At 67.1% G+C, this 26,413-nt stretch carries 21 protein-coding genes; 6 read left to right on the top strand and 15 right to left on the bottom strand.

Going from position 1 to position 26,413, the window contains the following annotated elements:
- Positions 1-451: 451 nt before the first annotated feature.
- A complete protein-coding gene (glgC, locus tag ACYVO7_RS23285) occupies positions 452-1,756 on the top strand; it encodes a glucose-1-phosphate adenylyltransferase (RefSeq protein ID WP_460452159.1) in 1,305 nt (434 codons plus the stop codon).
- Entirely contained in the window at positions 1,753-3,195 is a 1,443-nt protein-coding gene (gene glgA, locus ACYVO7_RS23280; RefSeq protein ID WP_460452153.1) for a glycogen synthase GlgA, read from the top strand. Before glgC ends, glgA begins: the two co-directional genes overlap by 4 nt.
- Before the next feature lie 686 nt (positions 3,196-3,881).
- On the opposite strand, the gene ACYVO7_RS23275 is transcribed toward glgA, so the two are convergent.
- The 9 genes from ACYVO7_RS23275 to ACYVO7_RS23235 all read right to left on the bottom strand — a co-directional run bounded on the left by ACYVO7_RS23275 (position 3,882) and on the right by ACYVO7_RS23235 (position 14,257).
- Complete coding sequence (locus tag ACYVO7_RS23275) at positions 3,882-5,207, bottom strand: NAD(P)/FAD-dependent oxidoreductase (protein ID WP_460452152.1); 1,326 nt, start codon at positions 5,205-5,207, stop codon at positions 3,882-3,884.
- Between the two features lie 120 nt (positions 5,208-5,327).
- Positions 5,328-5,804, bottom strand: a complete 477-nt coding sequence (locus tag ACYVO7_RS23270) for an Lrp/AsnC family transcriptional regulator (protein ID WP_460452151.1) — start codon at positions 5,802-5,804, stop codon at positions 5,328-5,330.
- A gap of 35 nt (positions 5,805-5,839) precedes the next feature.
- Complete coding sequence (locus ACYVO7_RS23265) at positions 5,840-7,501, bottom strand: ABC transporter ATP-binding protein (RefSeq protein WP_460452158.1); 1,662 nt, start codon at positions 7,499-7,501, stop codon at positions 5,840-5,842.
- A complete protein-coding gene (locus ACYVO7_RS23260) occupies positions 7,501-8,337 on the bottom strand; it encodes an ABC transporter permease (RefSeq protein WP_460452150.1) in 837 nt (278 codons plus the stop codon). Before ACYVO7_RS23260 ends, ACYVO7_RS23265 begins: the two co-directional genes overlap by 1 nt.
- A gap of 2 nt (positions 8,338-8,339) precedes the next feature.
- Positions 8,340-9,290 carry an ABC transporter permease gene (locus ACYVO7_RS23255; protein WP_460452149.1) on the bottom strand — a complete coding sequence of 317 codons (951 nt, stop codon included), beginning with the start codon at positions 9,288-9,290 and terminating at the stop codon, positions 8,340-8,342.
- Between the two features lie 84 nt (positions 9,291-9,374).
- Positions 9,375-11,024 carry an ABC transporter substrate-binding protein gene (locus ACYVO7_RS23250; RefSeq protein ID WP_460452148.1) on the bottom strand — a complete coding sequence of 550 codons (1,650 nt, stop codon included), beginning with the start codon at positions 11,022-11,024 and terminating at the stop codon, positions 9,375-9,377.
- 35 nt (positions 11,025-11,059) lie between these two features.
- The gene (locus tag ACYVO7_RS23245; RefSeq protein WP_460452157.1) at positions 11,060-11,818 is read right to left on the bottom strand and encodes an HAD-IA family hydrolase; all 759 of its coding nucleotides are present in this window, start codon (positions 11,816-11,818) and stop codon (positions 11,060-11,062) included.
- Between the two features lie 193 nt (positions 11,819-12,011).
- Positions 12,012-13,385, bottom strand: coding sequence for an aminotransferase class III-fold pyridoxal phosphate-dependent enzyme (locus ACYVO7_RS23240; RefSeq protein WP_460452147.1), 1,374 nt, complete (start codon positions 13,383-13,385; stop codon positions 12,012-12,014).
- A 14-nt stretch (positions 13,386-13,399) separates the two neighbouring features.
- Entirely contained in the window at positions 13,400-14,257 is an 858-nt protein-coding gene (locus ACYVO7_RS23235) for a GNAT family N-acetyltransferase (RefSeq protein ID WP_460452156.1), read from the bottom strand.
- Between the two features lie 275 nt (positions 14,258-14,532).
- On the opposite strand from ACYVO7_RS23235, the gene ACYVO7_RS23230 reads away from it, so the two are divergent.
- Positions 14,533-15,201, top strand: a complete 669-nt coding sequence (locus ACYVO7_RS23230) for a haloacid dehalogenase type II (protein ID WP_460452146.1) — start codon at positions 14,533-14,535, stop codon at positions 15,199-15,201.
- Between the two features lie 10 nt (positions 15,202-15,211).
- Positions 15,212-16,492, top strand: coding sequence for an NAD(P)/FAD-dependent oxidoreductase (locus ACYVO7_RS23225; RefSeq protein ID WP_460452145.1), 1,281 nt, complete (start codon positions 15,212-15,214; stop codon positions 16,490-16,492).
- A gap of 40 nt (positions 16,493-16,532) precedes the next feature.
- Here ACYVO7_RS23225 and ACYVO7_RS23220 read toward each other — a convergent pair whose 3' ends face one another.
- From ACYVO7_RS23220 to ACYVO7_RS23200, 5 genes are read right to left on the bottom strand one after another with little or no spacing between them, the layout of a single operon-like run.
- A complete protein-coding gene (locus ACYVO7_RS23220) occupies positions 16,533-17,984 on the bottom strand; it encodes an NAD-dependent succinate-semialdehyde dehydrogenase (RefSeq protein WP_460452144.1) in 1,452 nt (483 codons plus the stop codon).
- Positions 17,985-18,000: 16 nt separating this feature from the next.
- Entirely contained in the window at positions 18,001-19,041 is a 1,041-nt protein-coding gene (locus ACYVO7_RS23215; protein ID WP_460452143.1) for a tartrate dehydrogenase, read from the bottom strand.
- An 11-nt stretch (positions 19,042-19,052) separates the two neighbouring features.
- Positions 19,053-20,516: an aldehyde dehydrogenase family protein gene (locus tag ACYVO7_RS23210; protein WP_460452142.1), complete on the bottom strand. Its 1,464-nt coding sequence runs from the start codon at positions 20,514-20,516 to the stop codon at positions 19,053-19,055.
- Between the two features lie 10 nt (positions 20,517-20,526).
- A complete protein-coding gene (locus tag ACYVO7_RS23205) occupies positions 20,527-20,880 on the bottom strand; it encodes a cupin domain-containing protein (protein ID WP_460452141.1) in 354 nt (117 codons plus the stop codon).
- A 23-nt stretch (positions 20,881-20,903) separates the two neighbouring features.
- On the bottom strand, positions 20,904-21,827 hold the full coding sequence (locus tag ACYVO7_RS23200; RefSeq protein WP_460452140.1) for a 2-hydroxyacid dehydrogenase: 924 nt from the start codon (positions 21,825-21,827) through the stop codon (positions 20,904-20,906).
- A 315-nt stretch (positions 21,828-22,142) separates the two neighbouring features.
- On the opposite strand from ACYVO7_RS23200, the gene ACYVO7_RS23195 reads away from it, so the two are divergent.
- Complete coding sequence (locus ACYVO7_RS23195; protein ID WP_460452155.1) at positions 22,143-22,991, top strand: GNAT family N-acetyltransferase; 849 nt, start codon at positions 22,143-22,145, stop codon at positions 22,989-22,991.
- Here the strand turns inward: ACYVO7_RS23195 and ACYVO7_RS23190 are convergent.
- Entirely contained in the window at positions 22,984-24,129 is a 1,146-nt protein-coding gene (locus ACYVO7_RS23190) for an NAD(P)/FAD-dependent oxidoreductase (protein WP_460452139.1), read from the bottom strand. The genes ACYVO7_RS23195 and ACYVO7_RS23190 overlap by 8 nt on opposite strands.
- 201 nt (positions 24,130-24,330) lie before the next feature.
- On the opposite strand from ACYVO7_RS23190, the gene ACYVO7_RS23185 reads away from it, so the two are divergent.
- A complete protein-coding gene (locus ACYVO7_RS23185; RefSeq protein WP_460452138.1) occupies positions 24,331-26,409 on the top strand; it encodes a hydantoinase/oxoprolinase family protein in 2,079 nt (692 codons plus the stop codon).
- Positions 26,410-26,413: the final 4 nt, after the last annotated feature.

Below are 26,413 nucleotides of genomic sequence, written 5' to 3'. Positions count from 1 at the left end.
GGTGCGACCGAGCTGCTGGTCCACCGCCTCATGCGGCTGCTCGGCGTGACCCAGGACGCGATGTGGGCGCGCCACGCTAACCTGCTTTGATGACGCGGGATCGCTCTTCCGACGATCCCGCCGTGTCCGCGCGGTCTAAACCGAGGCGGCCGCAGGGCGATCCGAAAACTCGCGCTAGATTCGCTAGTGCCCGAGCTGCCGAACGAGACACTTGGCCCCAAAGCGCCGTTGCTGAAGCCAGGCAGCGGGCGGATCGTGAAAGTGCCGCTCTCGCGCTCGGCTGCGGAAGGGTCGAATGAACCTAACCGAAACTCAAGCGGCTTAGCAGCTGCATTATCCGGCGGTCGATCGATTGGTGAAGCTTCTCATCAGACACGACTGTCACCTGAGCTGGTATGCTGCCCCTGCACAGCCCGAAGGTGTCTGTGCGCGCACGAACTGGGAGGAAGCGATGGCCGTTCAGGAACTGCGGTCCGTGTCCGAGGCGCGGTGGCGCAGCGCGCCGCTGGCTCGCCACGCGATGGCGTACGTGCTCGCCGGCGGGCGCGGCAGCCGGCTGCTGGAACTGACTGACAAACGCGCCAAACCCGCCGTGTATTTCGGCTGTAAATCCCGGATCATCGACTTCACTCTGTCAAACGCGCTCAATTCAGGCATCCGGCGCATCGGCGTCGCTACCCAGTACAAGGCCCACAGCCTCATTCGACACATGCAGCGCGGCTGGAATTTTCTCCGTCCCGAGCGCAACGAGAGTTTCGACATCCTGCCCGCGAGCCAGAGGCTATCCGAGGATGTCTGGTACCGCGGCACCGCGGACGCCGTCCACCAGAACGCCGACATCATCGCGAGCTACGACCCGAAGTTCATGGTCGTGCTGGCGGGCGACCACATCTACAAGATGGATTACGAGCTCATGCTCCAGCAGCATGTCGAGCAGGGGGCCGACGTCACGGTGGCCTGTCTCGAAGTCCCCATCGTGGAAGCCGCGGGTTTCGGAGTCATGCATGTGGACGAGCATGACCGCATCATCTCGTTCTTGGAAAAGCCCAAAGATCCGCCCGCCATGCCGGGGCGCCCTGACGTCGCCCTGGCGAGCATGGGCATATACGTGTTCGAGACACGCTTCCTGATGGACTTGCTGCGCCGCGACGCTGAAGATCTCGCCTCCAGCCATGATTTCGGCAAAGACATCATTCCCTCCATCGTTGCCAGCGGCAAGGCGGTCGCCCATCATTTCGCGCGCTCCTGCGTGCGCTCGCGCGTGGAAGCGGCGCCCTACTGGCGCGATGTCGGCACCGTGGATGCCTACGCGGAAGCCAATTTGGATCTTGCCGATCCCCGTCCGGAGCTCGACCTCTATGATCGTGACTGGCCGATCTGGACGTTCAGCGAGATCGTACCGCCTGCAAAGTTCGTTCACGACGAGGACGGGCGCAGAGGAATGGCGGTGTCCTCGCTGGTGTCCGGCGGCTGCATCATCTCCGGCGCCACCCTGCGGCGTTCACTCTTGTTCACCGGCGTCAACGTGCACTCCTACGCGCAATTGGAGAACGTTGTGGCCCTCCCTTACGCCCAGATCGCTCGCTCCGTCCGCTTGCGCAACGTGGTCGTGGACCGCGGCGTCGAAATTCCCGAAGGCCTCGTCGTAGGCGAGGATCCCGACCTTGACGCCGCGCGCTTCCGCCGCACGGAGAGGGGCTTCTGCCTGATCACCCGACCGATGATTGAGCGGCTTGTGAGCGCGACGAGCGCATGAGCTTGCGTATCTTGGCCGTCGCCTCCGAAGTTTTTCCGCTGGTCAAGACGGGCGGTCTGGCCGACGTGGCCGGCGCGCTGCCGCAAGCCTTGCGAACGAAGGGCGTCGAGGTTACGACCTTGATGCCCGGCTATCCGGCCGTGCTCAAAGCTCTCCAGGGCGTCGAACCCGTGTCGGCGTCCAAGGACGTCTTTGGGGGACCTGCGCGCCTGTTGCGCGCCCGCTCAGCAGGCCTCGACCTCCTGGCGCTGGAAGCGCCGCATCTCTACGATCGCCCGGGCGGCCCGTATGCTGACGCGTCTGGACGCGACTGGCCTGACAACGCCCTGCGCTTTGGCGCGCTCTCCTGGGTGGCGGCGCAGATCGGTCTTGGCCGGACGCCGTTGCCGACGCCCCAAGTGGTGCACGCCCACGACTGGCAGGCCGGTTTGGCGCCGGCCTATTTGCACTATGCCAGCGAGGAGCGGCCGGGGACGGTGATGACCATCCACAATTTGGCTTTTCAGGGCCGCTTCGCGCCGGAGCTGCTGGGCTCCTTGCGCCTGCCGCCGGAATCCCTCCAGATCGACGGCGTCGAGTATTTCGGCGGCGTCGGCTTCCTCAAAGCCGGGCTTCGATTCGCCGACCGCATCACGACCGTGTCGCCCACCTACGCCCGAGAAATACAGCAACCCCAGGCAGGCATGGGCTTAGATGGCCTCCTGCGGCACAGGTCGGATCGGCTTTCTGGAATATTGAACGGAATCGACGTCGGCGTCTGGAACCCCGCCTGCGATCCGCATCTGCCTGAGCCTTATGACTCCACCAGGTTGGAAGGCAAGGTCAAGGCCAAGCAGGCCTTGCAGCGGCGCCTTGGCCTGAGGCCGGATCCGCATGCGTTGCTGGTGGGAGTGGTGAGCCGTTTGTCTTGGCAGAAAGGGCTCGACCTCTTGCTTGCTGTGCTTCCGCATATGGTGGCCAAGGGTGGCCAGCTCGCGCTGTTAGGCGCAGGCGAAGCGAATCTGGAGGAAGGCTATCGCCGGGCCAGCGCCACATGGCCCGGCTCGGTCGGATGTGTGTTCGGATACGACGAAGCGCTTGCCCACCTCATTCAGGGCGGGTCGGATTTCATCTTAGTTCCATCCCGCTTTGAGCCTTGCGGTCTCACTCAGCTTTGCGCGCTGCGCTACGGCTCACCCCCGATCGTCACCCGCGTTGGCGGCCTGGCGGATACAGTGATAGACGCGAATGACATGGCTCAGAGAGCCGGCGTGGCCACCGGCATCGTGGCCCGCGACATCGACGCGGGGGCCTTGCAGGACGCCATTGACCGGGCCGCAGCCATTTTTTTCAGCCCCGCTGATATGGCTGTACTGCGCGGTAACGCCATGGCGGCTGATGTTTCATGGAATCGCCCCGCCCAAGCCTATCGGCGCCTTTATGAAAAGATCATTGATTGAATCCGAAGATACGTTCAGTCAGGAAGACCGACCTGCCTCAAGCCTGCACATGCGATATCGAGCGCCCGCTCGAAGGCTGAACCGCACGAGTGTCACCGACGGTGAGACCTGGGTAACTTTGCTGAAGCTTCTGAACTGACGCCCTGACCTCGCTCGTTCGTCCGTCAAGCGCGTAGACAGCCGCAAGGTTTCGATTGATCCAGATCGCCTTAGGGTTAGTGAGACGTGCTTTCTCTAGCCACTTTGTCGAGATCCCGTAACGACCCGCGACAAAGTGAGCAATGCCAATTCCCGCATGAATACTGAACGCCTGCGTATCAAAGGGGCTCAGCCCCAGTGCATTTTCGAAATGTACGTCTCGGGGTCCTCGGAGAATTTTCGCAACCAGCCACTGCGGCTCCACGTCAGGGCCGAGTCCGATAATGCCGAGATTCGGTCGAAGCTCGTTCCCGGATTGCCGGCGCGTGGTCCCCGCCGGCAATGACAAGCGACTGAGGTTCAACCGTGACGCTTTCGCGCCCCTAGTGTCGCGGGTACCGGTTGTCTCGCAGGAACGCGGCCGCGCCCTGCGCTTGGACCTGGACGGCGACGAGTCGGGCTCCGCTATCGCGGGCCGCTTGGGTCGCGGCCGGCCAGCTCAATGACGCTGAGGTGGTACCCACGTCGCCGAAAAGTCACCATTGGAGCTAGAAGTCGGCCACCTTGCCCCTGGCCGAGGCCGCGAAACGGCGGGGGTGATAAGGTTCGGGGTCGACTAGCGGCTCCGCCCCGGTGATGAGGTCGGCGATCAGATGCCCCGCGCCGGGGCCGATGCCGAACCCATGGCCGCTGAAGCCTGCGGCGAGAATGAAACCGGGCACGGGTTCGATTTCGCCTATCGCTGGGACGCCGTCCGGCGTGCTGTCTATGTAACCGGCCCACGCGGCGGTGATCGGGGCAGATGAAAGCGCAGGCAAAAGCTCCACCGCGCGCTGGTGCGTCAGGCGGATCTGCCTTTCGTCCACGGCGGGATCCAGGATGCGGCAGGACTCCATCGGTGTGGGAGCGTCCAGCCGCCAGCGGGACAGCGTTTCGTGTCCGGCCCGCCAGGCCTGAAGGCCCCCCGGCGCGAGGCTGCGCCAGCGCTTGGCGAACATGGGTCCGAAATGACGCACGAAGCGAAGCTGTTGCAGGGTCGGGTCGACGCGCGCCCCACCGCTGATCGCAAGGGTGTAGCCGTCGTTCCCGCGACGGGTGACGGATACGGCCCTCGTGTGCAAGGCGTCGGGAATGGCCTGGTCTCCCGGCCCCACCGCGAGGATGGACGATCGGATCGTAGCCTGGGGAAATCGGACCCCAAGCTGGTTGCAGAAGGAGGACGCCCAGGCTCCGCCCCCCATCACGACCGTGCGGGTGCGGATGACGCCGGCCTCGGTGACCACTGCGCTGACCCCTCCGCCGGTGAGCTCCAGGCCACGGGCGGCGCAGCCTTGAAGCACGGCGCCGCCGTGTTTCATCACGCCAAGGGCGGTGACCGGAACGGCCCGGCTCGGATCGGCGACGCCGTCCGTGGGCGAAAACACCCCGCCCTTCCAGCGCCGCCCCGTGGCGGAGCCCCGCCGGGAGGCCTCGTCGCCGTCCAGCATTTGCGTCGTGACGCCAACCTGGCGGGCGAAGGCGCCCCACCGGGCCCAGCCCGCCAGCTCCGCTTCGTCATTGCTGAGGTACAGCAGCCCGCAACGGCGAAAGCCCACGTCCTCGCCAAGATCGGCCGCCAGTTCGTCCCAGAGCGACAGGCTCTTGGTGGCCAGGGGCAACTCGCGGGCGTCACGGTTTTGCTGCCGGCACCACCCCCAGTTCCGGCTGGACTGCTCGGCCCCGACACGCCCCTTCTCGACCAGCGCCACTTTCAGCCCGCGCCTGGCGAGGTAGTAGGCCGTGAAGGTCCCGACCACCCCACCGCCGATCACTACGACGTCCGCCTCGCGCGGTAAGGTGGGCGTGGCGTCGATCTGCTTCAACGGGGCATGCATGGCGAATCTCCGGAACAGCGCCATCCTAGCGAAACCCGGAGGGAGCATGCCCTGCAGTGAACCTGCGGCGCGGCATTTTGTGTCGACGCCTGAGCGACGAACGGCAGTTCCCACGTCCGATCAGCGATCAAACAAAGTGGCGAGCGGGACGCGGTTCTTCACCACCGGCGATTTCAGGACCACGAAGCTGAAATACTTGTCGATACCGACGTCCTGGTCGATCAGCCGCTCCATGATGGACTGGTACTCGGCGATGCTGGCCGTCACGAACTTCACCAGATAGTCGTAGCCGCCCGAGATGAGGTGGCACTCCATCACCGAGTCGAGCTTCTCGACCGTCGCGACGAAACGGGCGAAGTCGATCTGCCGGTGATTCTTGAGGGTGACTTCGGTGAAGACCGTGAGCGCCTGGCCGAGCTTGGCCACGTTGATCGTGGCCGAATAGCCCGTGATATAGCCCTCGTCCTGCAGCTTTCGGACGCGGATCAGGCAGGGGCTTGGCGACAGGTTCACGATGCCGGCCAGCTCCACGTTGGTGATGCGGCCGTTCTTCTGCAGCTCGGCGAGGATCTTGACGTCGATCTGGTCGAGTTTCATGCAAACCGCGCCACCCTGAGTGCGCCCCGGACGTGTTACCGCCTGGCCAGCGCGGCGACAAGCTCGGGGTCGCGTTCAATGGAATCCAGCCAGCTGGGATCCAGCTTCGGCACGGAGGCGAAAAGAAGTTTAGTGTAGGGGTGATGGTCGCGCGCCCCTATGTGCGACCGGGGCATCTGTTCGATCTTTTCGCCCGCAAACATCACCGCGATCTCGTCGCACACGGCCTGCACGGTGGGAAGGTCGTGGCTTATAAATACATAGCAGAGACCCAGCTCACGTTGCAGTTCCTTGAGCAGGTCGATGATCGCCGCCGCCACGACGGTGTCGAGCGCCGAGGTGATCTCGTCGCACAGGATGATCCGGGGATCGGCCGCGAGCGCGCGGGCCAGGTTGACGCGCTGCTTCTGGCCACCCGACAGCTCCGGGGGGCGGCGCTCCCGCAAGGCGCGCGGAAAGTGCACCATGTCGAGCAGGGCGTCGACGCGAGACTGAGCGTCACGGCCCTTCAGGCCATGGTAGAAATCGAGCGGCCGTCCCAGGATCTCGGCTATCGACTTGGCCGGGTTCAGGGCCGTATCGGCAGATTGAAAGACGATCTGGATCTGCCGTAGTTGCTCGCGCGTACGGTCCTTCGCGGCGCGCGGCAGTGGCTTGCCATCGAACAGGATGGCCCCGGACGCCGGCGGGAGAATGCCCGCGATAGCGCGGGCCAAGGTCGATTTCCCGCAACCGGACTCGCCGATCACGCCGAGGTTGCGCCCGGCTTGCAGGCTGAGGCTGACGGACTTGACGATGGTGATCGTCGGGGACCCGTCTGAGTTCAGGGCGCCGTAGCCTGCCACCACGTCGCGCAGCTCGAGCACGGGTTGCGCCGCCGTGGCCTCGGTGGACGCAGCTTGCGCGTCCACGCTTGGCCGAAAAGCCGCGAGGAGTTCGCGCGTGTAGGGGTGGGCTGGCGCGGACAGGATCTCCGCCGTTGCGCCGATCTCCTGGACCTGACCGCCGCGAAGCACCACGATCCTATCCGCGATCTGGGCCACCACGGCCAGGTCGTGCGACACGTACACGCCCGCGATCCGCCGCTGCTTCATCACGGCTTTGAAGGCGCGCAGCACCTCTATCTGCGTTGTGACGTCCAGAGCGGTCGTCGGCTCGTCGAAAATAACCAGCTTGGGATCGCCGATCAGCGCCATGGCGGCGGAGAGACGCTGTAGTTGCCCCCCTGAGACCTGATGCGGGTAGCGCTGGCCGATGGTTTCGGGATTGGGAAGGGAAAGCGCCCGGAACAGGTCGACCGCGCGGGCGCGCGCCTCCGCGTCGGGCATCAGGCCGTGAATGCGCGCGACTTCGACGACCTGGTCAATCACACGCATGGCCGGATCGAAGGCCGCTGCAGCGCTTTGGGGGACGTAGGCGACTTCCGTGCCGCGCACCCGCGCGCGCTCCTTCTCGCTAAGCGCCACCATGTCGCGGCCGTTCACGCGCACGGATCCGCCGTGGATCTCGCATCCGGCGCGGGCATAGCCAAGTAACGTGAGCGCGATCGTGGTCTTGCCCGACCCGCTCTCGCCGATCAGGGCGACGATTTCGCCGGGCGCGATATCGAAGTGGACGCCCTTGATGATCTCGACGCGACGGCCTGAGTCCGTGGTCGCGCCGACCTTGAGATCCCGGATTTCGACCAGATTGCCCATCATGCGCCCCGGTCCCGGATCTTCTTCGGCAAATTGTCGATCAGCAGGTTGACGCTGATGGTCAGGCTGGCGATCGCGATGGACGGGAACATGACGGCGGGCGCCCCGAACGGCAGGCCGCTGATGTTCTCCCGCACCAGCGCGCCCCAGTCGGCGTTGGGGGGCTGCACGCCAAGGCCCAGGAAGGACAGGCCGGACAGGAGCAGGACGATAAACACGAACCGCAGGCCCACATCGGCGAAGACCGGACCCAGGATGTTGGGCAGGATCTCGGACCGAATGATGTAGAAGACGCCCTCGCCTCGAGCCCTTGCTACCGTGATGAAGTCCATGGTGTTGACGTTTACAGCCAACGCGCGCGCGAAGCGATAAGAGCCCGGCGTGTAGATCACCGCCATGGTGAAGATCAGCACCGGGATCGACGAGCCCACGCCGGCTACGACCACGAGGCCGAAAAGCTTGCTCGGGATCGAATTCAGGGCGTCGAGGAAGCGGCTCAGCACGGTGTCGAACCAGCCGCCCGTCACGGCGGCCGCCATGCCTAGCGTCACGCCTGTGAAGCACGCGATGGAGACCGCCGCCAGTGAGATGCCGACGGTGTAGCGCGTGCCCAGGAGGATGCGCGAGAGCATGTCCCGGCCGAGATAGTCGGTTCCCATTGGGAATTCGCGCGACATCGGGCCGAAATAGTCCAGATCGACCATGTCGCCGACCCCGTGCGGCGCCAATTGCGGCGCTAATAGCGCCACCACGCTCCAGAACAGGATGACGGCGAACGCCAGCAGCCCGACCGGGTTGACGCGGTAATGCATCGGAAGGGTGATCGCACGGGCCATGATCAGCGCAAACGGGGGTTGGATAGGATCGCGATGACGTCCGCGATCGTGATCAGGAGCAGGTAGACGAGGCAGAAGATCATCGCGCAACTCTGAATCAAGGGCAGGTCGCGCGTCGACACGGCATCCACCATGAGCTTGGCGATGCCCGGATAGTTGAAGATCGTTTCCACGATGATGACGCCGCCCAGCAAATACGACAGGGAAAGCGCCACCGCGTTGATGATCGGGCCCAGTGCGTTGGGCAAGGCATGCCGCAGCACGATGCGGGTGGGAGACGCGCCCTTGAGGCGCGCCATTTCCACATAGGGCGTATCCAGGGTCTCGATCATGGCGGCGCGTGTCATGCGGATCATCTGCGCCGAAATCACGAATGCGAGGGTGATCACCGGCATCGCGAAGATGCGCAGCAGGTCCAGGAACGAGCTCGCCTCGCGAGCCACCGACAGCGCCGGCAGCCATTTCAGGTGGACCGCGAACAGCAGCACCGCAGAAGTAGCCACCATGAACTCCGGCACGGAGATCACCGCAATCACCCCAAACGTCAGCAGGCGATCGAACAGGCTGCCGCGCAGAACGGCGGCGCTGATCCCGAGCCCGAGCGCGATCGGCACCGAGAACAGGGTGGTCACACCTGCTAGCTTCAGTGAATTCAGCAGACGCGGCCCGATCAGTTGGGCCACCGGCATGTTGTTCGCGTAGGATCGGCCGAGATCGCCGGACGCCAGGCCGCCCAACCAGCGTACGAACCGCAGCAATGCGGGGTCGTTGAGGTGCATCGCAGCCCGAAGGCCCGCAACCGCCTCAGGCGTCGCCGCTTGCCCAAGCAGCACTTCGGCCACGTCGCCCGGAAGGATCGCGGTCGCGCAGAAGACCGTAAAGGCCACCACGACGAGCGTGAACAGGGCGACAAGCAAGCGGCCGCCGACGAGGGACCAGACGAAGCTGTTCATGAGCGGTATCGGCCTGTCTCCTGCTCGGGAAGGCGGTCCGGGAGGCGGCGACGTTGTCGCCTCCCGGCATGCAAGAGACGGACCTCAGGCCGTCAGCCAGACATACTCGGCGAAGGCGTAGCCCATCATGCCGCCGAGCGGATTCGGCTCGAGGCCACGCAATTTGGAGGAGAGCGCGTCCACGTTGGAGATCCAGACCGGAATGGCTGTGCCCGCCTCGTTGGCGATCATGGCCTGCATCTCGCCGTAGATCTGCTTGCGCTTACCCTGATCCAACAAGCCGCGGGCTTCCACCAGCATGCGGTCGAACTTCTCCGACTTGTACTGGCTTTCGTTCCAGGGGGCCGATGTGGCGTACAGCAGCGAGAACAGGATGTCGGGCGTCGGCCGCGGGTTGATGTTGCCGAAGTGGACTGGCGCCTTCAGCCAGTAGTTTGACCAGTAACCGTCGGAAGGGACCTTCTTGACGTCGAAGTTCATGCCGATGTTGGCCCCGGCCTGCTGCAGCACGACAGCCATGTCGACCGACGACGCGGCCGCGTCGGAGGCCACCACCGGGATGGACTGGCCAAGCACGCCTGCCTTCTGGAACAGTGACTTCGCCTTGTCCGGATCGAACGCTTTCGGCTTCAGTTCGGCGTTGAAGTAGGGATGCGACGGCGGCACCGGCTGGTCATTGGCGATCTCGGCCAGGCCGCGCAGCGCCGACTTCTGGATCTGCTCGCGATTGAGCAGGTGCTTCACGCCCTCGACGAAGCCGGCCTTGTCGCCGGGCGCCATGTCGAGGCGCATGTTCAGATTGGTGTAGTTGCCCGACGTCGTCTTGGACAACACCACGCCGGGCTGGCTCTCGACCAAGCGGATCGAGCGCGGATTGATCGCGCCGGCAAGCTGGATGTCGCCCGACAGGAGGGCGTTGACGCGCGCCGGGTCATCAGGAATGGCGAAGAACTCGAAGGATTCGAGATGCGCCTTCTGACTCTTCCAGTAGTTCTTGTTTCTGAGCCCGACCGAGCGCACGCCCGGCTCGAACGTTTGGCACGTGAAAGCGCCCGTGCCGTTGGCCTTCGAGAAATCCGTGGTCCCTTCGGCGATAATCATGAAGTGGTGCGTGCCCAGGATGATGGGCAGGTCGGCGTTCGGGCTGTCCAGCGTGACTTCGACCGTGAGGGCGTCGACCGGCTTGACGTCGGTGATCTGCTTGGCGATTGAGTTGACCTTGGAGCCGACTGCCGGATCGAGGTGGCGTTTGAGCGAGTAGACCACGTCGGCGGACGAGAGCGTCTTTCCGCTGTGGAAAGTCACGTCCTTGCGCAGCTTGATGGTCCAGACCTTGGCGTCCTTCGTATCAAAGCTCTCGGCGAGCTCCATCTGGGCCACGCCGGCCTTATCGATGAAGGTGAGCCGGTTATAGAACGCGCAACAGCGCACGTAGTCGGTCGATAGGGACGCCTTGGCGGGGTCGAGCGTGTCGGCCGTGGAGGACGACCAGCCCGCCGCTCTCAGGTTGCCGCCCGAAACGGGCGTCTGGGCGACGGCGGCGGTGGCGCGCCCGAGCACGGCGGCACCAGCCGCCGTCGCCATGCCGCCCGCCAGCAGCATCTGAATCAGCTCACGCCGCGTAGCGCCGCGGCGGATCGCGTTCTCGACCATGGCGTCGTCGCGCTTGGTCCAATTGGCGTTTGTGTTGTCGGTCACGAGGTTCCCCTTCCTTCTGTCGTTGACTTCCCCCATGGGGCGCGGACGCCCCCCGGCTTCTTTCGTGGCGTTCAGGCCGTCGCCATGCCGTCCACGGCGTCGGCGAGTTCGCCCAAGGACGTGAAGTGGTAGTCAGGCTCGGTGAAGCGCTCGGGTTCGATGGTGCCACCGTAGCCGGGTTGTGCGTGCCGACGCTGGATCCAGCAGTTGGTCATGCCTAGCGACCGGGAAATCCCAATGTCGTGATATTGGCTCTGGGCCACGTGGAGGATCTCGTCCCTGCGGCCGCCCTCGCCTTCCACGAACGCGAACACCTGCTCGAAGAAGGCTGGGTCCGGCTTTTCCGTGCCGGTGTCGTCCGTCGTGAACGATGAGTGGAAGGGGCGCCCGAGCGCATTCGCGAAATGCTCGTAGGCCCAACGCTGGGCGTTGGTCATGGCGATGAGCTTGTAGCGCTTGGCGAGCCTGGCGAGCGCCTGGGCGCTGTCCGGAAAGCCCTTCCACGATGCCGCGGAGTCCCGAAGCCGCTCGCCGTGGCGCTGCTCGGCCGGCAGGCCGATCTTTGGGGCGATGCTCAGGTAGACGCGGGCAAGGTCGTCAGGGAAGCGCTGCGCCTCGGGCGAGTAGCGCGCCTCGCGGTAGAAGCCCAGCGCCTTCTCGCCATCGAGCGCCACGCCGGATTCAGCCGCGATCGCCGCCAGGCAATCCTTGATGCCGCCCTCGAAGTCGATCAGCGTGCCGACCACGTCGAAAGTCATGTATCGGAATGAGCTCAAGCTCTTTGCCACGTGCAGTCCCCTGCCATTGGTTCCCGGCCGCGCCCGCCGCATAATCTGCGCAGGTCTTCGCGAAGATCTGCTCGCCAAGCCGGACCGCCCTTTGGGCGTTCGGGGCCGAGCCCGTGATGCAACCGTCAGATCAGTGTCTCAGTCAGGCGCTGCGGGAGTCGCTGAAACTGCGGAGCCCCGCAGCAGAAAATTCTGTATTCGCCCGCCCGCCGATATAACGGCGACGTAACCCAGATCAGGCCATGGCGGCCCGGACGTCCGGATCCTCCAAGGTTTCATCCAGGGTCATGCGCGTGCGCTCCACGATAGCGTCGATTTCGGCGTCAGTGCAGCACAAAGGCGGAGCATAGCCCAGCACGCCGTTCGCGAAGGCGCGGATCACCAGTCCATTGTCCCAGGCCCGGTCGAAGATCCGGCGGGCCGGCGCAGCCGCTGCGGGTAGCGGCGTTTTGCGCGCCTTGTCGGTCACGAGCTCAATGGCGGCCAGCATGCCGCGCCCGCGCACCTCGCCCACCAGCGGGTGGTCGGCAAGGCCGTTCAGGCCCGCCATGAGCCGCGCGCCCGCCTTGCGGCCGTTGGCGAGCAGGCCGCCCTCATAAAGTCGAAGCACCTCGAGGGCGACGGCGGCGCTCACCGGATGGGCCGAGTAGGTATAGCCGTGCCCCACTGTTCCGTCGCCGGCCGCGTCCGCGATCGTTTCGTAGACGTGGTCGGAGATGAACACAGCGCCCATCGGCACGTAGCCGGAGGTGAGGCCCTTGGCGGTGGTCATCAGGTCGGGCACGATCCCCTCGTCGTCGCAGGCGAAGAGCGGGCCGGTGCGGCCGAATCCCGTGATGACCTCATCGGCCACGAACAGGATGTCGAGGTCTCGGCAGAGCTCGCGCATGGCCTTCATCCAGCCGGGCGGCGGCACCAGCACGCCGCCGGAGCCCTGGATCGGTTCGACATAGAATGCGGCGACGCGGTCCTGCCCGAGTTCCTCGACCTTGGCGCGCAGCGCCGCCGTGGAGGCCGCGATGATGGCCGCCGCGCCCTGCCCGGCAGGGTTCCGGTAGGAGTAGTGCGACGGAATCTTATGCTGCCAGCTAAACGGTACGCCGAAGCCCTGGTGGAAGACCGGGAGCGCCGTCAGGCCGGCCCCGACGGTGGACGAGCCGTGGTAGCCCTGCTCCACCGAGATGAACTGGTCCTTCTCCGGCTTGCCACGCGCGATCTGGTAGTAGCGGACGAAGCGCACGGTGCTGTCCACGGCGTCCGAGCCGCCCAGCGTGAAATAGACGTGGTTCAGGTCTCCCGGCGCGCGCTCGGCGAGTTCCGCCGCAAGCCGAATGGCGGGCTCGGAGCCGAGGCCGAAATAGCCCGTTGCATAGGGCAGTTCGCGCATCTGCTTGGCGGCGGCCTCTACGATGCTGTCGACGCCGTAGCCGACGTTCACGCACCACAGGCCCGCAAAGCCGTCCACCATGGTATGGCCGGTCGAGTCCGTCAGCGTGGCGCCCTTTGCGGACTTCAGCACGCGCACGCCGGCCCGCTCGTGGCCACGGTAGGACGCCACCGGATGGACCAGGTGGAGGCGGTCGAGTTCGACCAGGGAGTTGCTGGACATAGGTGTCTCCGGTTTCAGCCCAAAGCCTGGCTGGCGAGAGCAAAAGTCTGAAATGGGGTGGCCCGGCGCGGCCGCGCATGTCGAACCATCGTGACGCCGCCGCCGACAACCGGGAGGCCCAGGCTGGCGAGCCAGGCCCCGAGTTCCGGGTCTGGCGTATCGACGCGGACGAGGCCGGCGCCCTTGCGGGCGAACGCGGCCGCGACGAGCGATCGAGCCGCGTCCTGCGATGAGGCGACAACCGGCCCGACGACTTCGCCGCGCCCGAAGGCCCGCAGGCCCGCAAACCCCAGGACGACGTCGCCATCGCGCAAGACCGCAAGGGAGCCTGCCGCGGCTAGGACGCTCAGCAGCAAGCTGCGGTCCATTCCGCAAGCGGCGCGATCGCAGGCCGCAACCCGGTCGAGGTCGCTCCCTGCGTGCAGCCATTGAACGACGTCCTCTCCCGGAGCGAACGACGAAGTGAGGCCCTGATGCTGCCAGATCTGGCCCGTGGCCTGGAAGCCGAGCTTCTCGTACAGCGGCAGGCCATCTTTCGTGGCGATCAGGCGCTGTTCGCCGCCGGCGGCGGCGTCGAGCGCCGCAGCCATCAGGCGGCGGCCTACCCCCTGCCCTCTCAGGCTCTCGTCCACGATGACCATGTTGATCGTCGCAACATCGTCTCCGTAGAGCGTGGCCAGCGCGGTTCCGACCAGACGCCCGTTCGCCAATGCGCCGAAGCCTCGGCTCAGCCACAGCACGAGCTCCCAGTCCTCGAGCCGGTGGGGCCATCCGGCCTGACGCGAAAGGGCGACCGCGCCGCTCAGGTGCTCCGGACCAAGAGCGGCGATCGTCACGGGGGGCCGAAGAGAATGTGCAGTCCGGTTCGTCATGATGCCGAAACGGTAGCGCCGAGCGACCGACTGTTTGCGCTCCATTCCGCCTTGGCGGCGCAAGGTTGCGTCTTTCCGAATGGTCCGCGCCGCAGTTTATGCCAGGCTCACGGGGCGCTCGCGGCCAAGCCTTCCGGACGCGACGCAACTCTCTGCGGCTCCGCTTTTGCGATACAGCAGGATCTGCGTTCGTCGGGCCGCTATTCCGGCGATGCCTCTTTCCGGGGGCTCCTATCCTTCCGGGGATCCGTCGGACCTAGCCAAGGACGCCCGTCATGACCAGCTTTCGGCCCAAATACATCACGTTCGACTGCTACGGCACGCTGACCAACTTCCAGATGGCCGAAGCCGCGCGCGAGATCTACGGGCCCGCGCTGGACGAGCCCCGGATGGCGCTGTTCATCAAGAACTTCGCGGCCTATCGGCTGGACGAAATCCTCGGAGCCTGGAAGCCGTACGGGGAGGTGGTGCACAACGCCGTCGAGCGGACCTGCCGCAAGAACGGCGTGCCTTTCCGCCCCGAAGACGCCCGGGCGATTTATGAGCGCGTGCCGAGCTGGGGTCCTCACCCCGACGTGCCGGCGGGCCTCGCCAAAGTCGCCAAGGAGATCCCGCTGGTGATCCTCTCCAACGCGTCCAACGACCAGATCATGCACAATGTCGAGAAGCTCGGCGCGCCCTTCCACAAGGTCTTCACCGCGCAGCAAGCCAACGCCTACAAGCCGCGTTTCCAGGCTTTCGAATACATGTTCGACATGCTCGGCTGCAATCCGGAGGACGTGATGCATTGCTCGTCCTCGTTCCGCTACGATCTGATGTCGGCCTATGACCTGGGCATCAAGCACAAGGTCTGGGTCAATCGCGGCCATGAGCCGGCCAACCCCTATTACGACTACGTCGAGATCAAGGGCATCTCCGACCTTCCCGGCGTCCTGGGCCTCTGAGGATCACGCCATGCGCTTTGCGTCCTACTGGCACGACACCGCGCCCGCCTTCACGGGCGGTACCGCCGGGCCGGCCGAGGGAACCTACGACGTCGCCGTCGTGGGCGGCGGCTTCACCGGCCTGTCGGCGGCGCGCACGCTCGCCATGTCGGGCGCGAAAATCGCGCTTCTGGAGGCCGGCACGGTGGGTTCGGGCGCCTCGGGCCGCAATGGCGGCCATCTCAACAACGGCGTTTCGCACTCGTTCGCGGCCGCCAAGGCGCATCTCGGCGGCGAGCGCGCCACCGCTCTCTACCGAGCCTTCGACGCCTCCGTCGATTTTGTCGAGGCCACGGTCGCCGAAGAACGCATCGATTGTAACTTCAAGCGCGTCGGGAAGCTGAAGCTCGCGTCCAAGCCGGCGCATTTCGCCGCGATCGCCCGCAATTTCGAGATCGTAAACCGGGAGGTCGACCCCGACACAGCCCTTCTCACCCGAGCCGACCTGGCCGGCGAAGTGCGCTCGGACGCCTTCCACGGCGCGATGCTGTCCAAGAAGAGCGCGGTCGCCCATATGGGCCGCCTCGCGGTCGGCCTCGCCGAGGCGGCCGTGCGGCGCGGCGCTACCGTGTTCGAGAACGCGCCCGTCACGGCGTTGCGGCGCGACGGCGGCAAACGCGTGCTCGAGACGCCGCGGGGCGCAGTCCGGGCCGGCGAGGTGCTGGTCGCCACCGGCGCCTACACGTCGGGCGCCTTCGGCTGGTTTCGCCGTCGCATCGTCCCGGTTGGAAGCTTCATCCTCGCCACGCGCCCGCTCACGGACGCGGAGATCGCCGCCGCCATCCCTCGCGAGCGGACATTCGTGACGTCAATGAACATCGGCAACTACTTCAGGTTGTCACCGGACCGACGCCTGATGTTCGGCGGCCGCGCGCGTTTCTCGGCGGTTTCGAACCAGCAATCGGACGCCAGGAGCGGCGCGATCCTGCAGGCCAGCCTCGCCGAAATCTTTCCACAGCTCGCACACGTTCCGGTCGACTATTGCTGGGGCGGTCTCGTCGACATGACGAAGGATCGCTTCCCGCGCGCCGGGCGCAACGATGACGGCCTCTGGTACGCGATGGGCTATTCGGGCCATGGCGCGCAGATGTCGGGCTACCTGGGGTCGCTGATCGCGGAGGCCATGCTCGGCAAGGAGGACCGGAACCCGCTCAAGGGACTGGGCTGGCCGGCGGTGCCCGGCCATCTCGGGCAACCCTGGTTCCTGCCCATGGTCGGGCTCTACTACAAGCTCCTCGACCGGTTTCAGTAGAGCCCCGTCAAAGGGGCGGCTCGCGAGCCGCCCCTTCGGGTCAGTCCAGCCCGCCCATGTGGAAGCTCTTGGTCTCGAGGTATTCCTCGATCCCGACCTGGGCGCCCTCTCGGCCCAGCCCGGACTGCTTGACGCCCCCGAAGGGCGCGACCTCCGTCGAGATGGCGCCCGTGTTGAGCCCCACCATGCCGAACTCCAGCGCCTCGCCCACGCGCCAAGCGCGCTTCAGGTTCTCCGTGTAGAAGTAGGCCGCCAGCCCGTAGGGCGTGCCGTTCGCGATGGACAGAGCCTCGGCCTCGGTTTCGAAGCGAAACAGCGGCGCCACGGGGCCGAATGTTTCCTCGCCGGCCAGCAGCATGTCCGTGTTCGCGTCCCCAAGGACCACCGGGGGGGTGTAGAAGCCGCCATTCGGCGTCGCGGGCCGGATCGAGAGCGTTCTGGCGCCCTTGGCAAGCGCGTCGGACACGTGGCGCTCGATCTTCTCCAACGCGGAGGCGTTGATCATCGGCCCGATGTCGACGCCACCCTGCGTGCCGCGCCCGACCTTCATGGCCGACACCCGCGCCGAGAGCCGCTCCGCAAAGGCGTCGTAGATGGCGGAGTGGACCAGGATGCGGTTGGCGCAAACGCAGGTCTGGCCGCCATTGCGAAACTTGGAGGCGATGACGCCGTCCAAAGCCCGGTCTAGATCGGCGTCATCGAACACGATGAAGGGCGCGTTGCCGCCGAGCTCCAGGCTGAGCCGCTTGATGGTGTCGGCGGCTTGCCGCATCAGCAGTGCGCCCACGCGCGTCGAGCCCGTGAACGAGAGCTTGCGCACGGCCGGATTGCCAGTGAGTTCCGCTCCGATGCCGGCCGGCATGCCGGTCACGATGTTGATCACGCCCGCCGGGATGCCGGCCCGCTCGGCCAGCGCGCCCAGCGCAAGCGCCGAGAAGGGCGTCAGTTCGGAAGGCTTGATCACCACTGTGCAGCCCGCCGCCAGCGCGGGCGCGACCTTGCGGGTGATCATCGCGTTAGGGAAATTCCACGGGGTCACGATCCCGCATACGCCGACCGGTTCCTTGAGCACCAATATGCGGCGGTCCGGGGTCGGCGACGGGATGGTCGAGCCGCCGATCCGGCGCGCCTCTTCGGCGAACCATTTCACGAAGGACGCGCCGTATCGGATCTCGCCCTTAGCCTCGGCCAGCGGCTTGCCCTGCTCGGTGGTGAGGATCAGCGCCAGCGCGTCGATCTCGTCCAACATCAAGGAATGCCAGCGCTCCAGCAGGGCGGCGCGCGCGGCGTGCGTCTTCGCCCGCCACGGCCCGAAGGCTGCCTCGGCCGCCGCGATCGCGTCCCGCGCGTCCGGTGCGCCGGAATTCGGTACGACGCCGATCACCTCGCCGGTGGCCGGGTCGATGACGTCGAGGGCAGCGCCGCTGCGCGCGTCCCGCCAGGCCCCGTCGATCAGGTTTTGTTGCCGCAGCAGTCCGATCTCGCTCAACATGGTCGCGTCTTTCGGTTCAAAGGGCGGCGAGCACGGCGGCCGTGATCGCCTCCGTCCGGTTCTTGCCCGGCACGGCGCCGATCCCCGAGGCCGTGGTCCGCTCGATCGCGGCCAGGAGTGCCCGCGCCGCCTCCGCTTCGCCGAGATGATCCAGCATCATTGCGCCGGACCACATGGCGGCGATGGGGTTGGCGACGCCCAGGTGGGCGATGTCAGGCGCGGAACCGTGCACCGGCTCGAACATGGACGGGGCCGTCCGGTCCGGGTTGATGTTGGCGGACGCCGCGTAGCCCAGTCCGCCCTGGATGGCGGCGCCGAGATCCGTCAGGATGTCGCCGAACAGGTTCGACGCCACGACCACGTCCAGCGTCTCGGGCGCCATCACCATCCGGGCCGCCATGGCGTCGATGTGGTAGCTCGTGACCTCGACGTCTGGATACTCGGCCGCGAGACGGTGGGTGATGTCGTCCCAGAACACCATCGAGTACTTCTGCGCGTTGGACTTCGTCACCGAGGCGAGCTTGCCGCGGCGCTTTCGCGCCTGCTCGAAGCCGTAGCGCAGGATTCGCTCCACGCCCTTGCGGGTGAACACGGAAGTCTCGACGGCGACCTCGTCGTCGCCACCCTGATGCACCCGGCCGCCGGCTCCGGCGTACTCGCCCTCGGTATTCTCGCGGATGCAGAGGATGTCGAAACCCTCCCGGCGCAGCGGTCCCTGGACGCCGGGGAGCAGCCGATGCGGGCGGACATTGGCGTATTGCACGAAGGCCTTGCGGATTGGCAGCAACAGGCCGTGAAGGGACACGGCGTCCGGCACGGTCGCCGGCCAACCCACGGCCCCGAGCAGCATCGCGTCGTAGCGGCGCAGCGTCTCTATGCCGTCGGCCGGCATCATCGCGCCGGTCTCCTTGTAGGTGGCGCAGGACCAGGGGAACCAGTCGCCCTGGAGCGCAATGCCGTGCGCCTTCGCGACGGCCTGCAGCGCCTGCCAGGCGGCCTCGGTCACGTCGCGGCCGACGCCGTCGCCGGGGATGAGGGCAATCGAGTGGGTCGTCATCGCGTCATCCGTCACTGGAGAGAAATGAGCACGCTCTTGCTGCGCCGGTTTGCCTGGTACGCCTCGCGGCCGAGGTCCTTGCCGATGCCCGATCCCTTGAAGCCGCCCGTGGGCAGGATGTGGTCTCGGGACCGGCCGTAGCGGTTCACCCACACGGTGCCGGCGTGCAGCCGCCGCGTGACGCGAAGCGCGCGGGAAAGATCGCGGGTGAACAGGCCAGCCGCGAGGCCGTAGCTCGGGTGATCGGCCAGCCGCAGCGCTTCGTCCTCGTCCGCGAAGGTCTGAACAGTCAGCACAGGCCCGAAGATCTCGTCCGTCACGGCCGGCGAGCTGGCCTCCACGCCGGCGAGCACCGTCGGGGCGTAGAAGGAGCCATCGCGGTCGAGCCGCTGGCCGCCGACGAGCGCCTCCGCGCCCGTCGCCAAGGCGCCGCGGACGATGCCGTCGATGCGTCCCAGCTGGCGCTCCGAGATGATCGGCGCAAAGGCGGTTGCGGCGTCCCACGTCGGTCCGGGGCGGATCGTGCGCAGCCGGGCGATGATCTTTTCGACGAGAGCGTCGGCCACGGGCGCTTCGACCACGAGCCGCGTGCCCGCCACGCAGGCCTGTCCGGCATTGGCCATGACGCTTCCGGCGATGCTGGCGGCGGCTAGGTCGATGTCCGCGTCGGCGAAGACGACTTGCGGGCTCTTGCCCCCGAGCTCGAGCGTCATGGGCTTCACGCCCGAGCGGGCGATGTTGGCCATGATGGCTGCGCCGGCCGCCGTGGAGCCCGTGAAGCTCACCTTGGCCACGTCCGGATGCGCCACCAGGGCCGCTCCGGTGGTCGGGCCGTCGCCGAGCACGACCGCGACGAGCCCCGGCGGCAGCCCGGCCTTAACCGACAACTCGGCCATTCGCAACGTCGCGAAAGGGGTCAGCTCCGAGGGCTTGAGCACGACGGCGTTGCCGGCCGCGATCGCCGGCGCGATCTTCCACGCCGCCATGGACAGCGGGAAGTTCCAGGGCGTGATGGCCCCCACCACGCCATGGGGCTCGCTGGTGATCAGGCCGAGGTTGTCCTCCGCGGTCGGCGCGACGGCGCCGCCCTCCTTGTCGGCGAACTCTGCGAAAAAGCGGATCTGCTCAACCGTGACGGGCAGGTCGCCGGCGAGCAGCTCGCTGATGGGCCGGGTGGAGGCGACGGCCTCCAGGCGCGCCAGGCTCTCCGCCTCAACTTCGATCAAGTCGGCCCAGCGATGCAGCGCCCGCGTCCGTTCCCGTGGTCGGATCCCGCCCCAGTTGCTTTCGGCCAGCGCGACGCGGGCCGCAGACACGGCCGCGTCGACCGTGCTGGCGTCCGCGATCGGGCATTGCGCGAAATCGCGTCCGTCGGACGGGCGTCGCAGCGAAACGACGCCTTCGGCCCGCACGATCCGGCCCCCGATGAGGTGGGCGGCCGGACATTCCACCGAGGCAGGGTCGAAGCTCGCCATTGCGCGCGCCTCAGCCAACCACGACGTAGATCTTGCGGACGGTCTCGATGGTGCGCCAAACGCCGCGGAAGCCCGGCTTCATCACGAAGCTGTCCCCCTTGCGGTAGGTGGCCGGTGCGCCATCCTCCTCGGTGATCTCCACGACGCCGTCCAGGATGTGGCAAAACTCGAAGGTTTCGCCCTTGAGCGACACCGTTTCGCCGGGTGAGGCCTCCCATACGCCCGTCCGCACGGTTCCGTCGCGCGCGCTGTCCTGGGCCCATGTGCGGAAGGCGGGATCTCCGGAGATCAGTCTTTCCGGCGCCGCCTTGGACAGGACGGCCTCGGAAGACGGGGCCGGATCAATGGTTTTGAGAAGGCTCATCAAAGGTCTCCTTGGCGGGTGGATCAGTAGCCGCGCGCCCGGTCGACGAGGCCGACCATCGCTTGGCCGGCCTCATGGCGGCGGATGTTGTCGAGCACCGCGCGCGCGGCGCCTTCGGCTTGCGTGACGCTGGCGATATGGGGCGTGACGATCACGCGCGGGTGACGCCAGAGCGGGTGCTCGGGCGGCAGCGGCTCGGGATCCGTGACGTCGAGGACCGCGCCCGACAGATGGCCGGCGTCAAGCGCCGCCAGCAGAGCGTCCTGGTCCAGCTGCGGCCCTCGGCCGATATGGGCCAATGCGGCCCCCGCCGGCAGCTTCGCGAACAGGTCCGCGTCGAGCAGGCCGCGCGTTTCGGGCGTCAGCGGCAACAGGCCTACGAGGATGTCGGTCGCAGCCAGGAAAGTTTCGAGGCCCTCTGCGCCGTGATGGCAGGCCACGCCCGGGATGCTGCGCGCCGCACGGCTCCAGCCGGCCAGCGGGAAGCCGAACGGCTTAAGGCGATCGAGCACCGCCTGGCCGAGCAGGCCAAGGCCCAGCACACCGACCCGGCGATCGGGGGCTTGCGTCGTCGCCCGGGCGCGCCATTCGCCGCGGCGCTGCTGGTCGAGGTAGCCCGGAAGGTCGCGGTGCAGCGCCAGGACGGCGAGCGTGGCGTATTCCTGCATCATGCGAACGATGCCGTCCTCGACCATCCTGACGACCCGCACGTGCTCCGGCAGCATGTCGAGTCGGAGCTGGTCGACGCCCGCCCCGATCGAGAAGAGCACTTCGAGATTCCGGTACCGGGCGATGTCCTCCGGAAGAGTCCACGACAGCAGATACCGGACTGCATCCGGATCCACCTGACTCGGGTCTGTCAGGAAGGTGAGTTCCGGCCGCCCGCGCGCAAAAAGTTCTACAAACACACGGGCCCGCTCGGCGTCCGAGGTAAAGAGAAAAGCCACAGCGAAAGCTCCCGCAGCCCGGCCGGGCGCCATTGCGGCGCCGCTGCTCGGCGACGGCGCACCTTCGCCGCTCCCGGGCGGCATATTGCTTCAAAGCACCGGCGCGGCGCGGCAGATCGCGCCGAAATAGGTCGTGATCGCAGTGGCGGAGGGCTGCAAGGATCTGCGAAGCCGAAATCAGTGCAATGTGCCGGCGCTGCGCCAATCCGCAGCGCATGATTTCGCGCCGACTTTGCTAACAAGGTTGCGGGAGCTGGGACGAAGGCAGGCCAGGCCGTGACGCTTACAACCGAACTCGCGCTCGAAACCTACAAGATGCGCATCGGGGACATCCGCGATGTCGAACTAGGACGACTACACGCACTGTCCATGGCGGTGCGCTGGCCGCATCGGGAGGCGGACTGGGAGATGCTGCTCGGCTTCGGGCATGGGCTTGCGGCCAGCGACGAGATTGGGCGCGTGCTGAGCACCGCCATGTGGTTCGCGCATGGCGAGGACTTCGCCACCATGGGGATGCTGATCACGTCGCCGCGCCTGCAGACCCATGGCGCAGGCCGCTGGCTGATGGAACACGTGATCGCCCAAACAGCGCCGCGTCGTCTCGGGCTCAATGCGACCCGCGCCGCCCAGCCGCTGTACCGCTCCATGGGCTTCAAGGACGAGGCGACCGTCTATCAATGCCAGGGCGAAGCGCGGCTTTCCGCCGACGTGAAACCGACGGGCATGCTGCGGCCCATCGCCCCCGCCGACATGGACGCGATCGCGGCGCTCGACCGAGAAGCTTTTGGGGCTGACCGCGGCAGGCTTCTCGACCTGCTGGCAGGGATGTCCGAGGGTTTGGTGCTCGAGCGCGACGGCGCGGTGGTCGGCTATGGACTTTGCAGGCCCTTCGGCCGTGGCTACGTCGTCGGTCCGCTCGTGGCCACGACCGACGAGGATGCGGTCGCGCTCGCGGCGCCGCACATCGCAGCTCATGCGGGGTCCTTCGTTCGCCTCGACACCCGGAGCGAAGCAGGCCCCTTCGCCGAACTGCTCGTTCGCGCAGGGCTGCCTGTGTTCGACACCGTGACGACCATGTCGCTCGCCTCGTCTCCCTGGCTTCCGATCGCGCTTTCGGCTGGAGCCCCGCGCATCTACGCCTTGGCCAGCCACGCGCTTAGCTAGCCGCCGCTGACGCGGCCGCCGTGGCGCTGGCGAACCGGTCGATGCGAAAATCGGCGAGCGGGATATCGGCGACGCCGCCGGTGGCGATCAGTTCCGCCATGACGTCGCCCACGCCCGGACCGAGCTGGAAGCCGCTGCCCGAAAACCCGAACGCGTGGAACAGGCCGGGCGTGGTAGCCGACGGCCCCATCACGGGCAGCAAGTCCGCCAAGTAGCCCTCGCAGCCCGACCAGGTCCGGATCACGGTGGCGTCGACCAGCGCCGGAATGAGGCGCAGGAGCGCGCGAAGCTGGCCCGGAAGGCGTGCTGGATCCGCCTTGGCCCGGCCGGGGTCCAGGTCGACATGGGTTCGCTCGGCCGCTCCGCCGAACACGATGTTGCCGCGCTCAACCTGCCGGAAGTAGCAGTCGGTCCCGGGCCTGCGCGTCCAGATGCCGACCACCGGCAAGACGCGATGGGGCAGAGGTTCCGTAACGCCCATCTGCGGGCCGCGAGCGGTGATCGGCACGTCCTCGCCGAACTGGGCGGCCACGCGGCCGCCCCAGGCGCCGGCCGTATTCAGCAGCGCCTCCGCCTCGAAGACGCCTTTGGACGTCTTCACCCGAAAGCCCGACCCCGTGGTCTCGATCGCGCCTGCCGCGCAACCCTCGACGATCGTGGCTCCCAGCCGGGTCGCCGCGTCGGCGAAGGCCGGCGCGATTAGGCGCGGGTTGCCGCAGCCATCTTGGGGCGAGAACGAGGCGCCTATTGCGTCGGGGCCGAGACCCGGAAAACGGGCCCGGATCTCGTTGGGACCCAGTTCCTCCAGGTCGAGTCCCCAGGGGCGCGAGGCCTCGGCGAAGCCCCGCATGTCGGCCAGCGCGTCCTCCTCGAAGATCAGTCGGAGGTGCCCGGTGACGCGGAATTCCACATCCCGTCCGAGCATGGCTTGCGCTTCGCCCCATAAGGCCCTGGAGCGATGCGCGAGCGGGAGTTGCGGCAGGTAGCGGCCGGTGCGGCGGACATTGCCGAACGACGCCACGGTCGCCCCGGAGCCGACGCGGTTGCGCTCCAAAACCGTGACCCGCACGCCGCGCCGGGCGAGGAAATAGGCCGCAGCCGTTCCCATCAACCCTCCCCCAAGCACGAGCACGTCCATCCGCGACCCCGACCTGCGCCTCTTTTTCAGTCGAGCAGGCTGGCCCGGTCCCGCCCGGAGGTCAAAGACAGGAACGAGGGCCGCCCATAAGCCCGGCCTATGGGCGGCGTATAAGCCGGACTTATGCCTTTGCCCCGCTTGCGTCTTGGACCCTCCCGCCGGCCGCGTGCCAGCTTTCCGGGCCCGGAACGAGGATCGGACATGAGCGAAACAGCATCCAGCGCGGAGCGGCAAAGCGCCGCCGATTGGAAGATCGGCGTGGACATCGGCGGCACCTTCATCGATTTCTGCGCGCTGGAGACCGGCTCGGGCCGCATGGCCTCCCTCAAGGTGCTGACCACCCCGGATGACCCCGGGGCGGAACTGATGACGGGGCTGGCCCTGCTCCGGGAGCGCGACGGGCTCGATCCCCAGGCGGTGACGCGCTTCGTGCACGGCACGACCGTCGGCATGAACACCGTGATCCAGCGCAAGGGCGCTGCGCTGGCCCTCTTCACCAACGCGGGATTCGAGGACGTCATCGAGCTCGCCCGGCTACGCATGCCGGAAACCTATTCGCTGTTCTGTTGCCGCTCGGACCAACTGGCCTCGCGGGACATGATCTTCGGCATTCCGGGGCGGTTGCGGGCGGATGGCTCGGAAACCCTGCGGCCGGACCTCGGCAAGGTCGCCGAGGCGGTCGTGACCGCGAAGGCGAGAGGAGCCCTCGGCGTCGTCGTCGCGTTTCTGCACGCCTGGCGCAACGACGCCCATGAGGCGCTCGTGAAGGCCGAGATCGCGCGGCTCGCGCCGGAGCTCTTCGTGTTCACGTCGGCCGAGGTCTGGCCGGTGATCCGCGAATATGAGCGCACCTCGACGGCCATCCTGAACGGCTATGTCCACCCGCGCGTCGCCGGCTACCTGACGGCGCTGGAGGAGCGGCTTGCCTCGAGCGGCGTGCCGACGCGGCCGCTGCTCACCAAGTCGAACGGCGGCGTCATGAACGCCGCCGAAGGCAAGCGTTCCTGCGTCAAGATGCTGCTGTCCGGCGCGGCTTCGGGCGTGATCGGCGCCGCGTGGCTTGCCCGTCAGGCGGGCGAAAGCCGTATTCTCACGCTCGACATCGGCGGCACCTCGTCGGATTTCGCCCTGATCATCGACGGCGAGGCCCAGTTCGGCGCCGGCGAGATGATCGGCGAGTTTCCGCTCTACATCCCCTCGGTCGCGGTGAGCTCGATCGGGATCGGCGGCGGCTCCATCGCCAGCGTGGATGCGCAGCGCGTGCTGCGGGTCGGCCCCGAATCCGCCGGCTCGACTCCCGGGCCGGCCTGCTACGGCCGCGGCGGCGTTCGCCCGACGATCACGGACGCCATGGTGGTGTGCGGCTGGCTCGGCCATAGCCAAATGGCCTACGGCCAGCTCCAGATGGATGTGGGGCTTGCCCGCGCGGCGGTCGCGAGCTTGGCGGAGCAGCTCGGCCGACCGGTCGACGCGACCGCCCAGGCGATCGTCGACATCGCGGTGTCGGAGCTGTTCGTGGAAGTCGAGAAGCTGGCCTCGCGGGCCGGCGTGGACCTGCAGGATTTCGCCCTGATGCCGTTTGGCGGCGGCGGCCCCATGTTGGGCGCCTTCCTGGCACGCGAAATCGGAATGGCGCGCGTGCTCGCGCCGCGGCGGCCGGGCGTCGTCTCCGCGCTCGGCGGCCTTGTCGCCGACCTCCGCGGCGACTTCATCCGCACTCTTGTCGCCGAGCTCTCACCCGAACTCCTGCCGTCCCTGTACGCCGCCTTCGCGGCCATGGCGGCCGAGGGACAGGAGTGGCTCAAGGCGCAGGGGCACAGCGGCCCGGCCGACCTGCTGCTCTTCGCCGACATGCGCTACGCCGGCCAGAGCTACGAAATCGAGATCCCGCTGCAGCCCGCCTGCCTTCGCGATGGCGACGTCACCGCGGTGGCCAGCCGCTTCCACGAGGGTCACGCGCGCCTCTACGATTTCGACGATCCGGATGGCCGCATCGAGGTCATCAGCCTGCGGCTGTCGGCCATCGGCGCCGGACCCGCCGTCGCGTTTGCGACCGAGGAGGAGGTCGAGGCCGTCGCCCGCCCGGTTCGCGCCATCGAGGTCCACATCGACGGGGCGAACAGGCCGGTCGACCTTTATCTTCGGTCAGACCTTCGGCCGGGCGATCGCTTCCAGGGCCCGGCCGTGGTCGCCCAAGAGGACACCACCTGCGCGATCCCGGCCGGCTCGAAGCTCAGGGTCGACCGTCATCTCAACCTTCACCTGATCTTCGCGGAGTGACGCC

Source organism: Alsobacter sp. SYSU BS001988, from assembly GCF_054796215.1.
Note: the sequence above shows the minus strand (reverse complement) of the source record. Positions and strands in the feature narration are given on the sequence as shown.